Annotated in this window: 14 protein-coding genes; 12 read left to right on the top strand and 2 right to left on the bottom strand. The window is 63.3% G+C overall.

All coding sequences use genetic code 11. From position 1 onward, the window contains the following. Both V7Z56_RS15570 and V7Z56_RS15565 read left to right on the top strand, forming a co-directional pair. Positions 1-621 (top strand): AzlC family ABC transporter permease (locus V7Z56_RS15570; RefSeq protein WP_334130491.1); only part of this gene is annotated, 621 nt, incomplete at its 5' end. After that, the gene (locus V7Z56_RS15565) at positions 611-916 is read left to right on the top strand and encodes an AzlD family protein (RefSeq protein ID WP_334130489.1); all 306 of its coding nucleotides are present in this window, start codon (positions 611-613) and stop codon (positions 914-916) included. The genes V7Z56_RS15570 and V7Z56_RS15565, both read left to right, overlap by 11 nt. A 328-nt stretch (positions 917-1244) precedes the next feature. Here V7Z56_RS15565 and V7Z56_RS15560 read toward each other — a convergent pair whose 3' ends face one another. After that, complete coding sequence (locus V7Z56_RS15560) at positions 1245-2012, bottom strand: hypothetical protein (RefSeq protein WP_334130487.1); 768 nt, start codon at positions 2010-2012, stop codon at positions 1245-1247. 203 nt (positions 2013-2215) lie between these two features. Between V7Z56_RS15560 and V7Z56_RS15555 the strand changes: the two genes are divergently transcribed. The 4 genes from V7Z56_RS15555 to V7Z56_RS15540 all read left to right on the top strand — a co-directional run bounded on the left by V7Z56_RS15555 (position 2216) and on the right by V7Z56_RS15540 (position 6192). Next, the gene (locus V7Z56_RS15555) at positions 2216-3361 is read left to right on the top strand and encodes an acyl-CoA dehydrogenase family protein (protein WP_443023825.1); all 1146 of its coding nucleotides are present in this window, start codon (positions 2216-2218) and stop codon (positions 3359-3361) included. A gap of 201 nt (positions 3362-3562) precedes the next feature. Next, a complete protein-coding gene (sugE, locus tag V7Z56_RS15550) occupies positions 3563-3883 on the top strand; it encodes a quaternary ammonium compound efflux SMR transporter SugE (RefSeq protein ID WP_334130485.1) in 321 nt (106 codons plus the stop codon). Next, entirely contained in the window at positions 3876-4547 is a 672-nt protein-coding gene (locus V7Z56_RS15545) for an RluA family pseudouridine synthase (protein ID WP_334130484.1), read from the top strand. Before sugE ends, V7Z56_RS15545 begins: the two co-directional genes overlap by 8 nt. 70 nt (positions 4548-4617) lie before the next feature. Beyond that, positions 4618-6192 (top strand): sulfatase-like hydrolase/transferase, encoded by a 1575-nt coding sequence (locus tag V7Z56_RS15540; protein WP_334130483.1) that lies wholly within the window; start codon positions 4618-4620, stop codon positions 6190-6192. A gap of 2 nt (positions 6193-6194) precedes the next feature. Here V7Z56_RS15540 and pobA read toward each other — a convergent pair whose 3' ends face one another. Then, positions 6195-7376 carry a 4-hydroxybenzoate 3-monooxygenase gene (gene pobA / locus V7Z56_RS15535; RefSeq protein ID WP_334130481.1) on the bottom strand — a complete coding sequence of 394 codons (1182 nt, stop codon included), beginning with the start codon at positions 7374-7376 and terminating at the stop codon, positions 6195-6197. A 141-nt stretch (positions 7377-7517) separates the two neighbouring features. On the opposite strand from pobA, the gene V7Z56_RS15530 reads away from it, so the two are divergent. The 6 genes from V7Z56_RS15530 (at position 7518) to V7Z56_RS15505 (ending at position 13112) form a co-directional block, all read left to right on the top strand. Then, positions 7518-8429 carry a BadF/BadG/BcrA/BcrD ATPase family protein gene (locus V7Z56_RS15530; protein WP_334130479.1) on the top strand — a complete coding sequence of 304 codons (912 nt, stop codon included), beginning with the start codon at positions 7518-7520 and terminating at the stop codon, positions 8427-8429. Continuing rightward, positions 8426-9556, top strand: coding sequence for an N-acetylglucosamine-6-phosphate deacetylase (gene nagA, locus V7Z56_RS15525; RefSeq protein ID WP_334130478.1), 1131 nt, complete (start codon positions 8426-8428; stop codon positions 9554-9556). The genes V7Z56_RS15530 and nagA overlap by 4 nt, the downstream gene beginning before the upstream one ends. Positions 9557-9654: 98 nt before the next feature. Next, the gene (locus V7Z56_RS15520; protein ID WP_443023822.1) at positions 9655-10689 is read left to right on the top strand and encodes an ABC transporter substrate-binding protein; all 1035 of its coding nucleotides are present in this window, start codon (positions 9655-9657) and stop codon (positions 10687-10689) included. Between the two features lie 6 nt (positions 10690-10695). After that, positions 10696-11463 carry an ABC transporter ATP-binding protein gene (locus V7Z56_RS15515; RefSeq protein ID WP_334130476.1) on the top strand — a complete coding sequence of 256 codons (768 nt, stop codon included), beginning with the start codon at positions 10696-10698 and terminating at the stop codon, positions 11461-11463. Continuing rightward, entirely contained in the window at positions 11456-12301 is an 846-nt protein-coding gene (locus tag V7Z56_RS15510) for an ABC transporter permease (RefSeq protein ID WP_334130475.1), read from the top strand. The genes V7Z56_RS15515 and V7Z56_RS15510 overlap by 8 nt, the downstream gene beginning before the upstream one ends. A gap of 100 nt (positions 12302-12401) precedes the next feature. Beyond that, positions 12402-13112, top strand: a complete 711-nt coding sequence (locus V7Z56_RS15505) for a GntR family transcriptional regulator (RefSeq protein ID WP_334130474.1) — start codon at positions 12402-12404, stop codon at positions 13110-13112.

Here is a 13112-nt window from a genome sequence, read left to right as displayed (position 1 = left end):
CAGACGGGGTATCCGTGGTGGGCGGTGACGGTGATGAGCCTGTCGGTCTATGCGGGCGCGTCGCAGATCGTCGCGGTCGAGCGCTTTTCCGTCGACGGGCTGGTGATCGGCGCGGCGCTTGCGGGGGTTGCGCTCAACCTTCGCTACCTCGGCATTATCGCCTCGGTCAGCGGCATGTTCGCACACATGCCGCGCTGGGTGCAGCTGATCGCCATTCACCTCTCGAGCGACGAGAACTGGGCGCTCTCCATCGCCAAAAACATCACCGAGCCGCGGGCGGGGACGATGTTCCTGATCGGCTCCGGCCTCACCATGATGAGTTTCTGGGTCGTCTCGACGGCGCTTGGCGCGGCGCTCGGCGCGGTCATTCCCGATCTTGCGAGCTATGGCCTCGGCTTCGCCTTCACGGCCGCCTTTATCGCCATGGCGCGGGCGATGTGGCGCGGATCCCACCAGCTCGCGCCCTGGACGGTCAGCTTCCTTGCCGCGCTCAGCCTCGTCCGGCTTGGCATGGAAAGCGCCTATGCCATTGTAATTGCAAGCCTTATGGGCGTCGCCGTCGCCGCGTGGATGCGGTCGCGCCGCGCGCGGGCACATACGGAGAGCCACGATGACGCCTGACCACTGGCTGCTGATCCTGCTGCTCGCCGTCGGCACCTACAGCCTCCGCCTGATCGGGCTTTACGGCGGGCAGCGGATGATGCGAAGCGCGCGGCTTAAGAACCTCCTCGCCGATCTTCCGGGCTGCCTCGTCGTCGCGCTCGTCGCCGCCTCGCTTGGCACCGCCGATCTTGTCACCTGGATCGCCGCCGCCATCGCCCTCCTCGTCGCGATCCTCACCCGCAACGTCGTCATCACCATGGCCATCGGCTTCACCGCGATGTTCGCGCTTCGCTATCTGACGGGCGGGTTTTGAAGGGAAATGCGATTTATCTGAAACTTGATGTTATTCATACAACTTATTGATAAATATCATTTTTCTTGCGCAATGATTTGTTTCAGGGTAAAATATTCCCCTTCACTTAACTACCACGAGAGATAGTTTGGTCAGGGGCGGCCGCCCCTTCAGTTTCATTCCATATATATGCGAATAAAGGATGCCCGGCGTTGGAGATTTCTGGCGGGTGTTCAGTCAACCGGTAAGCCGGGCGGCGCTGTCCGGGGCAGGATCGGCCCCATATGGGTGCGAAGAGGCCCTCTTCCGATGCGTTTGCAGCATCGTGCAAGAGCCCCTTTTCGAGCTTTCAGAGGCAGCGTGTCAGGATGGCGCCGGCAGGATCGGCGGTGAAATCGCCGAGACGGTTCATGGTCCCGATCATCTGCAACCGGTCCGCAGAGATCAGGCCGACCAGGCGTATGGAACCGTCGCTCTGGACCAGGCCGTAGCGCTGGCCGGTCTGCCAGACGGATGTCAGCGGGGCAACGGGCTCTCCCTCCACACGGTGCGACAGGGCCTTCGCGTCGAGGACCATTTCCCCTCCGTCTGCATTGCAAGCCGTTCCCCAGGGGCCGCGAAGCCGCAAGGGAACGGTGTCAAAATCCCGCACTCTGGCGTGCGGGAGCTTGGCGACTTCGGCAAAGCGCGCGCGCAAATCGACAGGCTTCGCAATGGGAGCGATCGGAGCAAGGACACTCAAAGTCCGCTCCGGTCCCTTCCCATCCGCTGCCACCGGGCTGATCGGCAGCAGCATATGCGAGATGAGGAGAACCACCATGAGCATCGCAAGCCCGAGCGCGGTGCTGCCAAGCGCAAAGCGGCTGTTGGCCGAGACGCGGGGCAGGAACGCCCGGGCGGGCGGCTGGATGGCGAGCTGATAATAGACATTGCGGCCTTTCTCAGGGGAGAAATAACCGCCAAGCAGCCGCACGCGCTGCGCCCCCCATTCCGGGATAAGGGCGGCGGCGATCTTTTGCGCGGGCGCTTCCGCCGCAAAGCGATCGAAGCTGCGCCAGCTGCTATCCATCAATGTCTGCACGACAAATTGCGTATAGGGCGGGTGATCGGGCATCATTGCAACTTCCGGTCCTGTCAGGGGTTTCCGGAAAAGACTAGGAAAACAGGATAAAGAAAGCGTTAATGGCGGCAAAAAAGATTGCACTGCGGGCGCTTTTCGGGCAGTTCTTTCGCCTGTTGATTACAAGCCGATTTACAACGGCGGCCGGCGCCCCTATCATTCGCCCCACGCCTCAGAACAAGAATTAAAAACACAGGATGATCATGAAACGCGAAATCTACAACGAAGAACATGAACTCTTCCGCGCCTCGGCCCGCCGCTTTGTCGAGGAACGGGTCGCCCCCTTCCACGCCCAGTGGGAAAAGGACGGACAGGTCAGCCGCGAGGTCTGGCGCGAGGCCGGTGAAGGCGGCTTCCTCTGCTGCTCGGTGCCGGAAGAATATGGCGGGGTCGGCGGTGACTTCCGCTTCGGCGCCGTCTTTACCGAGGAACTCGCGCGGATGGGCACGTCCGGCCCTTCTTTCCATCTCCATTCGGAGATTGTCGCGCCCTATCTCATCCATTACGGCACCGAGGAGCAGAAGCGCAAATGGCTGCCGAAAATGGTCTCGGGCGAAGTGATCGCCGCGGTTGCCATGACCGAACCCGGCGCGGGCTCGGATTTGCAGAATATCCGCACCACCGCCATTGCCGATGGCGATGATTATGTCATCAACGGCCAGAAGGTCTTTATCTCGAACGGCCAGCTCGCCGATCTCGTCGTGCTCGCCTGCAAGACGGACCCGAGCGCGGGCGGCAAGGGCGTCTCGCTTGTCCTCGTCGAGGGGGACCGCGAAGGCTTTACCCGCGGGCGCAATCTCGAAAAGGCCGGCTACAAGGCGCAGGACACCTCCGAGCTTTTCTTCAACGACGTGCGGGTGCCGAAATCCAACCTGCTCGGCGTCGAGGGGCGCGGCTTCAAGCAGCTTATGCAGCAGCTCGCGCAGGAGCGGCTCGTCATTGCCGTGCGTTCCGCCACCAGCATCGAGGCCGCGCTGGAGTGGACGACGACCTACACCAAGGAGCGCAAGGCCTTCGGCCAGAGCATCGCCGATTTCCAGAACACCCGCTTCAAGCTCGCCGAGATCAAGGCGAAGGCGGTGATGATGCGCGCCTTTGTCGATCGCTGCATCGCCGACCATGTGAAGGGCGAACTCGATGCCGTCACCGCCGCCATCGCCAAGATGGAATCGACCGAAATCCTCTGGCAGGTGCTCGATTCCTGCGTCCAGCTGCACGGCGGCTATGGCTATATGTGGGAATATCCCATCTGCCGCGCCTGGGCCGACAACCGCATGTCGCGCATCGCCGGCGGCACCACGGAAGTGATGAAGGAAATCATCAGCCGCGATCTTCTGAAAGACTGAGCGCGGCTTTCAGAACGCAACGGAGACGGGCGGTCTATCGCCCGTCTTTTTTGTGCCCGGAAGGCGGCGACGGCCGCTGCGGCGCGCTCCTGGCCCGTTTTTTCTTGCCCCGCCGCACTGATTTCAGTATGTAACGCGCGGGAGGACGACCTCCCCGTAGTCGAATATCCGGGACGACCCGCTATTTTCTGGAGTTATGCAATGGCCTGGGTCATTCTCATTTCGGCCGGCATTTTCGAAGTCATCTGGGCGTATTTCATGAAGCAGTCGGCGGGCTTCACCCGCCTTGCGCCGAGCGTCGTCACCATCGTCACCATGATCATCAGCTTCGCGCTTTTATCCTACGCCATGCGCAGCCTGCCGCTCGGCACCGCCTACACGATCTGGACGGGGATCGGCGCGGTCGGCTCCTTCGTTGTCGGCATTATCGTGCTTGGCGAGGCGGCAAATCCGATGCGCGTCATCGCCGCCGGGCTGATTATCGCGGGGCTTATCCTGATGAAACTCTCCTCCGATGCGTGAGCCGCCGACGGCGCTTCCCTATGCTCCGCCGCCGCCCTCGGCGGGCGAACTTCTCTTCGAGGACGACTGGCTGATCGCCTTTTTGAAGCCGAGCGGCCTTCTCTCCGTGCCGGGGCGCGGGCCGCATCTTGCCGACTGCGCCGAGGCGCGGGCGCGGAAAATCAATCGCAATGCCCGCACCGTGCATCGGCTCGATATGGATACCTCCGGCCTGCTGCTCTTTGGCAAGGGAGCCGAGGCACACCGGCGCCTCAGCCGCCTTTTCGCCGACAGACGAGTTGAAAAGCGATATATCGCAATGGTATTGAGAGATGTTGTTGAGATAAGAGGTGAAGTCAATCTCCCGCTCCTTACCGACTGGCCGAACCGGCCAATGCAGAAGATCGACCATTCCCACGGCCGTCCCGCGCTGACCCGCTGGGAGCGGTTGAAATCGGGCGGCGGCACCAGCCTGCTCGCGCTCTATCCCGAGACTGGGCGGACGCACCAGCTTCGCGTCCATATGGCGGCGATCGGCCATCCGATCCTCGGCGATCGTTTCTACGGCACGGCGGAGGCGATTGCGGCCGCGCCCCGCCTGCAACTCCATGCCGAGCGCCTCACCTTCCCGCACCCCGCTGACGGCACGCCGATCACCTTGATCGCGCCCTTTACCCCCTCGTAAAAGCCGCTTGAAATTGGCAGGGCCCCGCCCGCATACTGAGACCGGGGAGCGATCAAGGGGGGCGCGCGGCATGGGCGAGATCCGCAATATTCTGTTTATCATGTGCGATCAGCTACGGGCCGACTATCTCGGCTGCACCGGCCATCCGCATATCAGGACGCCGCATATCGACGCCCTCGCAAAACGCGGCGTCCTTTTCAGCCGCGCCTATTGCCAGGCGCCGGTCTGCGGCTCGTCGCGCATGTCGTTTTACACCGGGCGCTATGTGCAGTCGCATGGGGCGAGCTATAACGGCGTGCCGCTTCGTGTTGGCGAGATGACCCTCGGCGATCATATGCGCGAGCTTGGCCGCCGCGCCGGGCTGATCGGCAAGACGCATATGACGGCCGACCTTGCGGGCATGGCGCGCCTCGGGATCACGCGGGAGAGCCTTCCCGGCCTCCTTGCGGCGGAAGGCGGGTTCGAGCCGTGGGAGCGCGATGACGGCCTTCACCCCGATGCCTATACCTCGCCCGATCTTGCCTATAACAGCTATCTCCGCGCCCTCGGTTATGATGGCGAGAACCCGTGGCATACACATGCCAATTCCGGTATCGACGAAGCGGGCAATGTCGCGAGCGGCTGGTATCTTCGCAATTCCCACCTCCCTGCCCGCGTGCATCGCGATCATTCCGAGACCGCCTATATGACCGACCGGGCAATCGCGAAAATAACCGCGCTTGGCGAGACGCCCTGGTGCCTCCATCTCAGCTATATCAAGCCGCACTGGCCCTATATCGCGCCCGCGCCCTATCACGACATGTATGGCGATGCCGATATAATCCCCGCGAACCGGAGCGAGGCAGAACGGCAGAACCCGCACCTGGTCGTCGCCGCCTTTATGAAGCATGAGGAGTCGGTGAATTTCGCGGATGAGGCAAAGCGCCGCCGTGTCATCCCGGCCTATATGGGGCTGATTACGGAAATTGACGATCATATGGGCCGGCTGATGCGCTTCCTCACCGACTGCGGGCGGATGGCGGATACGCTCATCATTTTCACCAGCGATCACGGCGACTATCTCGGCGATCACTGGCTCGGCGAGAAGGAGCTGTTTCATGAGGGAAGCGTCCGTATCCCGCTGATTATTGTCGATCCGCGCCCCGAGGCCGATGCAACGCGCGGGACAGTGTGCGACCGGCTCACCGAATCCATCGACCTGATCCCGACTTTTGTCGATCTGCTCGGGGGACCGGCGAAGCCGCATCTTCTTGAAGGCCGCTCGCTCCGCCCGCTGCTGGAGGGGCGCAAGATCGATGGCTGGCGCGAATTTGTGGTGAGCGAGGTGGACTACGCCTGGCGCGGCGCACGCCTTGCGCTCAATCTGCCGCCCGACAGGACCCGCGGCTATATGCTGCTGGACGGCCGCTGGAAATATATCTCTTACGATAACTTCCGCCCGCAACTCTTTGATCTTAAAGACGATCCAAACGAACTTCACGACCTCGGCGAGAGTGCGGCGCACGGAAAAATCCGCCGCGCGATGGAGGACCGGCTGAACGGCTGGCTCCGCGCGCGGCGCAATCGCACCACCATGTCGCATGAGGAGATCGAGGCGCGCACCAACAACTACAAGACACGCGGCATCTATTTCGGCGTCTGGTGAGGCTATTCCACCGCCTCATACGGCAGGCCGACATATTGCTCGGCGATGATGCGGCGGCGCTCCGGGCTTGAGAGGAAGAAGGAAAGCTCGCTGTCGCGGATTTTGTCCTCGATGCTGTCGCGCACGAAATGATGCAGCATGTCGGTCATCCACCAGGAGAAGCGCACGCCGTTCCAGACGCGGCGCAGCGCAATTTCGCTGTAGCGGGCCGTGAGGTCATGCCGCCCCTCGCGGTAGACTTTGGTGAGGATGCGATAGAGCGTATTCACATCGCTCGCCGCGAGATTGAGGCCCTTCGCCCCCGTCGGCGGCACGATATGCCCGGCATCGCCAACGAGGAACATCCGGCCATATTGCAGCGGCTCGGAGACGAAACTGCGAAGCGGCGCGATGCTTTTCTCAAGCGCGGGCCCGGTGACGAGGCGATCGGCCGCATCCTCCGGGATGCGCCGCTTCAGCTCGTCCCAGAAACGCGCGTCGGACCAGTCCTCAACGCGGTCGGTGAGCGGGATCTGCAGGTAATAGCGGCTCAGCATCTCCGAGCGCTTGCTGCAAAGCGCGAAGCCGCGGTCATGCTTGGCGTAGATCAGCTCATGATTGACCGGCGGCGTGTTGCTGAGGAGGCCGAGCCAGCCAAAGGGATAGATGCGCTCATATTCGTGGATCCTGTGCTTTGGGATATGCATTCGGCAGATGCCGTGGGAGCCATCGCACCCGGCGATATAATCGCAATCAATACGGTAGTTTAGCCCATCTTTTTGAAAGGTGACATAAGGATGATCGGTGGCCATGTCATGGGGCGTGACATTCTCCGCCCCGTAAAAGCCGGGAAGCCCCGCCGCCGCCCGCGCGGCCAGCAGGTCGCGGGTGATCTCGGTCTGGCCATAGACGGTGACATGCTTGCCGCCCGTGAGCTCCGCGAGCCGGATCGGATGATAGACGCCGTCCACGGAAATCTCCACCGTGTCGTGCCGCTCGCCCTCCGCCGCCAGCCGGTCGGCGACGCCCGCCTCCGCCATCAGGTCGGCGAAGCCCTGCTCGATCACCCCGGCGCGGATGCGGCCGAGGATATAGTCCGGGCTCGCGCGGTCGAGAATGACGGTGTCCACCCCCTGCCGGTGCAGCAACTGGCCAAGCAGCAGACCGGCGGGTCCGCTGCCGATAATGGCGACCTGCGTTCTCATTGCAATTTTTCCGCATTCTTGCCATTGCGGCTTATTATGAGCCACCATACTATAGGCGGTGCAGGGTGTTTCAAATTTCAAATTGAAACAAAAGTGATAAGATTTTCCTTCAACGAGTGTGGAGCGGAACGGAGCGGCCGGATGACAGCCTCGGATAACAAGCCCGTGTATCTCGCGGCCGACTGCGGCGGCAGCAACTGCCGGGTCCGCCTCTATGACCGCGACGGGCGGATGCTGGCGGAGGGGACCGGCGGCGCGGCCAATGCAGCGGTCGCGCTCGAGCCGGTGATGAGCGAGATTTTCCGCGCGGCGCGCAAGGCCCTCGCCCGCCTCGGTAGCGACGCGGTGCCGCTCTCGCAGCTGCATGCGGGCTTCGCCATCGCCGGGCTGGTGGAGGCGACCCGACGCCAGGAATTCGTCACCATGCCGCACCCGTTCGCCTCGATGACGGCGGAGACGGATGCCTTCGTTGCCCATCTCGGCGTTTTTGCGGGCGACGATGGCGGCCTTCTGATTACCGGCACCGGCTCCTGCGCCTTCGCCGTGATGGGGGCGGAAAAATTCTACATCGGCGGCTGGGGCTTTCAGGTCTCCGACCAGGGCTCCGGCGCGCGGCTTGGCCATCTGGCGGTGCGCCGGGCGCTGCAGGCGGCGGACGGGATCCTTCCCGCCTCGCCCTTCTGCACGGCGCTGTTGGGGCGCGTTGGCGGCGCGCCGGCGGAGGTGAGCCGCTGGGCGCTCAGCGCCGCGCCCGCCGATTACGCGGCGCTCGCCACTTTGGTCTTTGAGCATGCCGCGCGCGAGGATGAGGTGGCGCTCTCGCTGCTTCGCACTATCGGCGCCGAGATCGACCAGATGATCCGCGCGCTGGTGAAGCGCGGCGTTGAGGATATTCACCACACCGGCGGGATCGCCCATGCGATCCGCCCCTGGCTCGACAAGTCGCTCGCCCGCCATGCGGCAAGCCCGCGCGGCGATGTGTTTGACGGCGCGCTTCGCCTGATCAACAACCGCACCGGGCTGATCAACAAGACGGGCACCGCGCGCGCATGAGGAAGGCGCTGGTCAACGGGCGGATCCTCACGGCAGCCGGCTGGTGCGAGGCGGCGGCGCTGCTGATCCGGGACGGGCGGATCGAGGCAATCGTGGACGCCACTGATGTTCCTCGCGACATCCCGTGCGAGGATCTTGGCGTTGATTACCTGCTGGCGGGCTTTATCGATGTGCAGGTGAACGGCGGCGGCGGCGTCCTGCTGAATAAGGCGGAGAGCGTCGCCGATATCGAAAGGATTGCCCGCGCCCACCGCGCCTTCGGCACCACGGGGCTGCTGCCGACGCTGATCAGCGACGAGAGGGAGGTGATGGAGCGCGCCGCGGATCTTGTCGCGGCGGCGATATCGCAAGGCGTTCCCGGCGTCCTCGGCATTCATTTTGAAGGGCCGGTCCTGAATGCGGCGAAGCGCGGCGTCCATAGCGCCGCCAAACTGAAGCGCATTGATGAGGCGATGCGGGCGCTGTTCCTCCGCCGCGATCTCGGCCGCGTGCTGGTGACGCTCGCGCCCGAGCAGGTGACGCCGGAGGTAATCGGGGAGCTTGCCGCGGGCGGCGTCATCGTCTCGGCCGGCCACAGCGCGGCAACATTTGAGGAGATGCAGGCGGCAATCAACGCAGGGCTTACCGGCGTCACCCATCTTTTCAACGCAATGGAGCCGATGACGGCCCGCGCGCCCGGACTGATCGGCGCGGCGCTCCTTGACCCCCGCGTCTTCTGCGGCGTGATCAATGATACCCACCATGTCCATCCGGCGATGCTGAAACTCGCGCTTGCGGCGAAAGGCCGCGAGCGGCTGATGCTGGTCACCGATGCGATGAGCGTCGTCGGCACGGAGGCGACGAGCTTCACCTTCGAGGGCGAGACGATCCGGCTCGAGGGCGGCCGCCTCACGACACCCGGCGGCACGCTTGCGGGCTCGGCGCTCGATATGGCGGCGGCGGTGGCGAATAGCGTTCGCCATCTCGGTGCAGCCCTTGAGAGCGCGGCGGAAATGGCGAGCGCGACGCCGGCCCGCTTCCTCGGCCTTGCGCGAACGCACGGGCGGATTGCCCCCGGATACCGCGCCGATCTGGTGCGCATGAGCGCCGATTTCCGCGCCCGCAAGGTCTGGATTGCAGGCGAATAAAGCGCCGAGATATTCATTTGACTCGCACCCCCCCCGGGACTTACAACAGGGCCTTGCAATTTGGACCAGGGCTTCACCTTACGGGAGGGGGTACGTAAATGATTTCGATGACCAGACGGTCTTTCAAGAAGGCCATGCTCGGAAGTGCGCTCGCGCTTCTTACCCTGACGGCAGGCAGCCTGCCCGCCTTTGCCGCCGACAAGATCACCGTCGGCGCGCTTCGCTTCACCTCGCATGCGCCGAGCTTCGTCGCCTTCGAGCGCGGCTATTTCACCGAGGAAGGGCTCGAGGTCGAGTTTAAATTCTTCCAGGCCGCCCAGCCGATGGCCGTCGCCATTGCCTCGGGCGATGTGGATTTCGGCATCACCGCCATCTCGGGCGGGCTGATCAACCTCGCCGAGAAGGGCGCGGTCAAGGTGATCGGCGGCGGATTGCAGGAAGAGCCGGGCATCAATGGCCAGCTTATCCTCGCCTCCAAGGCCGCCTATGACGCCGGGGTGAAGACGCCGGCCGATCTCAAGGGGCACAGCTTCGGCATCACGCAGCCGGGCTCCTCCTTCCACTATATGGCCGCCAAGATCGCCGAGAAGGAAGGCTTTTCCGCAAGCGATCTCCGCCTCGTCTCGCTGCAGAAGGTCGGCGCCATCATCGGCGCGCTGAAATCGGGCCAGGTCGATGCCTGGTCGATCGTGCCGCATATCGGCATCCCGCTCGCCGAGAGCGAGGAGGTCGTGAAGATCGGCAGCGTCGCCGACTATATCCCCGACTATCAGGTGACGACGGTCTTCACCTCGACGGAAAATGCCGAGAAGAAGGGCGATCTCGTGAAGCGCTTCCTCACCGCGTTCGCCAAGGGCGGCGATGATTTCAACGCCGCGCTCGTCGACAAGACCGCGGGCGAGGATGGCGCGCAGGCGATGATCGAGCTGATCCACAAATATGTCTATCCCGACCAGCCGATCGAGAAAGCCGCACCCGCTATCCAGAACGGCGCGATGCGCACCAATGCGGGCGCCGCGCTCAACATGACCAACATCAAGGACCAGCTCGACTGGTTCAAGGCCGAAGGGTTGGTCGATCAGAGCATCACCCTCGAGATGCTGGTCGATACGCGCTACGTCGCGACCTTCTGACACCCGATGGACCTCAATCTTCGCAATATCTCCCATCGATATGATGAGGTTGAGGTCCTTCGCGATATTAATCTGGACATCCGCCACGGCCAGATCGTCTGCATCATCGGCCCGTCGGGCTGCGGAAAATCGACGCTGCTGCGCATGATCGGCGGTCTCGAGCGGCCGACGGCGGGCGAGGTTCTGCAGACCGGCGCGCTACCCGAGGGCTGCCTCAACCCCCTCACCTATATCTTTCAGGATTTCGCCCTGCTGCCGTGGCGGACGGTGGAGAAGAATGTCAGCCTCGTGCTCGAGGACCATCCCTTGAGCGGGCGGGCGCGCGAGGCGATCATTGCGGATGTGCTCGCCCGCACCAAGCTCAGCGATTTCCGAAGTGCCTATCCGCGCCAGCTCTCGGGCGGGATGAAGCAGCGCGTCGCCATCGCCCGCGCGCTTGCCGTCCGCCCGGCCGTGCTGCTGATGGATGAGCCGCTCTCGGCCCTTGATTCCCAGACGCGCGAGCTCCTGATGGATGATCTCGTCGATCTCTGGGAGAAGGAGCGCTACACCGCCGCCTATGTGACGCATAACCTTGCCGAGGCCGTGCGGCTCGGCCATCGCATCGTCGTGCTGTCGCGCCGCCCGGGCAAGATCCGCGAGATTGTCGAGATCGATATGCCGCTCAGCGCCCGCACGAACGACAATGCCGAGCTCGACGCGGCGCAGAAGCATCTTTGGAACCTGATGCGCGAGGAGGCGCTCGCCGCCGATCGGGAGCTGCTCGATGTCTGAGGAGGTGAAAAGCGCCCGGGCGGACGCAGCCGGGGACGCGCACGCGAAACGCGCCGCCGGAACGCCCGTCCCGTTTCGCGGCGGCGGCTTCTCCCCGACCACCAACCGAATCATTGCCCCGCTCGTCTTTATCGCCCTCATCGGCTTTTGGGAATATGGGGCGCGGAGCGGCCTGATCAGCCCGCTGATCCTGCCCGCCCCGTCGGAAGCCTTCGAGGTGGTTCTGAATCTCATCCGCACCGGGCTCCTCTGGGAGCATCTTGCCGCGTCGCTGCAGCGGCTCGCTATCGGCTGGTCGGCGGGGATGCTGCTCGGCGTCGTCGCGGGGACATTGATCGGGCTTTTCACCCTCGCCCGCTCCGGCCTGCAACCGCTCGTCTCGGCGCTCTTTCCGGTGCCGAAGATCGCGCTCTTGCCGCTTTTTGTCATCTGGTTCGGCATCGGCGAGGGCTCGAAGGCCGCGACCATTCTCTTCGGCACCTTCTTCCCGATGGTGATCGCGACCTATGGCGGCATCGACAATGTCGATCGCGGCCTGATCCGCATGGGCCAGTCGTTTGGCCTCTCAAAACTTTCCATCATCACCAAGATCATCCTGCCGGGGGCGCTCCCCTCCATCCTCTCGGGCGCACGCATCTCGGCGGCGATCGCGATTATCCTGCTCGTCGCGGCGGAGATGATCGCCGCGGAATATGGCATCGGCGCCTATATCCTGCTCGCCGGCAGCCTGATGGCGACCGACCAGCTGATCGCCGGGGTGGCGATCCTCTCGCTGCTCGGGCTCGGCTTTGCCTGGCTGATCGGACGGGCTGAGAAATATTTTCTCAAATGGCGCTGACGGGCGTTGCGAAATGCTCTCGCAAAAGATAAAATTCTGTTTATAAATCCAGAGTTTATTAACGCTTTTTCAAGATTGGCGGTGGCAGGATAAAGCCACTATGACAACAGCCCTGCATTACAAACCGCGGCCCTCCGTGGTGCCAAAAAAACAGTCTCGCACCGAGATGGCCTATTCGGCGATCAAGGCGGAGATCAATGCCGGCAAAATCGCCCCCGGCAGCTTCATCAATATCCCCGAGATCGAGCAGCAGCTCGGCATGAGCCGCACGCCGGTGCGCGAGGCGATGCTGCGCCTGCAGAATGAGAAGGTGGTGGAGATACTGCCCAAGCGCGGCATTCGCCTGCTCTCGCTCAGCGTCCATGATCTTGCCGAATATTACCAGCTCGTGGCCGGGCTTGAGGGGCAGGCGATCGCCAATATCTGCGCGCGCGGCCTGACCCGCACCGATATCATGCCGCTTCTCTATGCGCTCTCGGGCGAGGAGACGGCGCTGCGCGACCTGGATGACGCCGCGTGGCAGGACGCGGATGAGAAATTCTATCGCGGCCTGTTTATCCTGAACGGCAACAAGAAGCTGCAGGAGGCGGGCCTCGCCTATCGCGATATCATGCAGCGCGGCCATTTTGTCGCGCTCCGCCATCTTGACCGAGCGCATAAGGAACGCTGCCTGCGGGCCCAGAACGAGCTGAAAGAGCTGCTGCTTGCGGCCCGCGCCGCCGCCGCCCGCGAGGTCCATTTCGATCATTCGGAGTGGCTGCGGCAGACGATCATCGAGACCCTCGCGGCCGAGAATATCACCACGCTTTAG

Origin of the sequence: Sneathiella sp. (genome assembly GCF_036844445.1) — a bacterium.
In the GTDB taxonomy this organism is placed as follows: Bacteria; Pseudomonadota; Alphaproteobacteria; order Sneathiellales; family Sneathiellaceae; genus Sneathiella.
The sequence above is the reverse complement of the archived record's forward strand: the minus strand, read 5'-3'. Positions and strand labels throughout refer to the sequence as shown.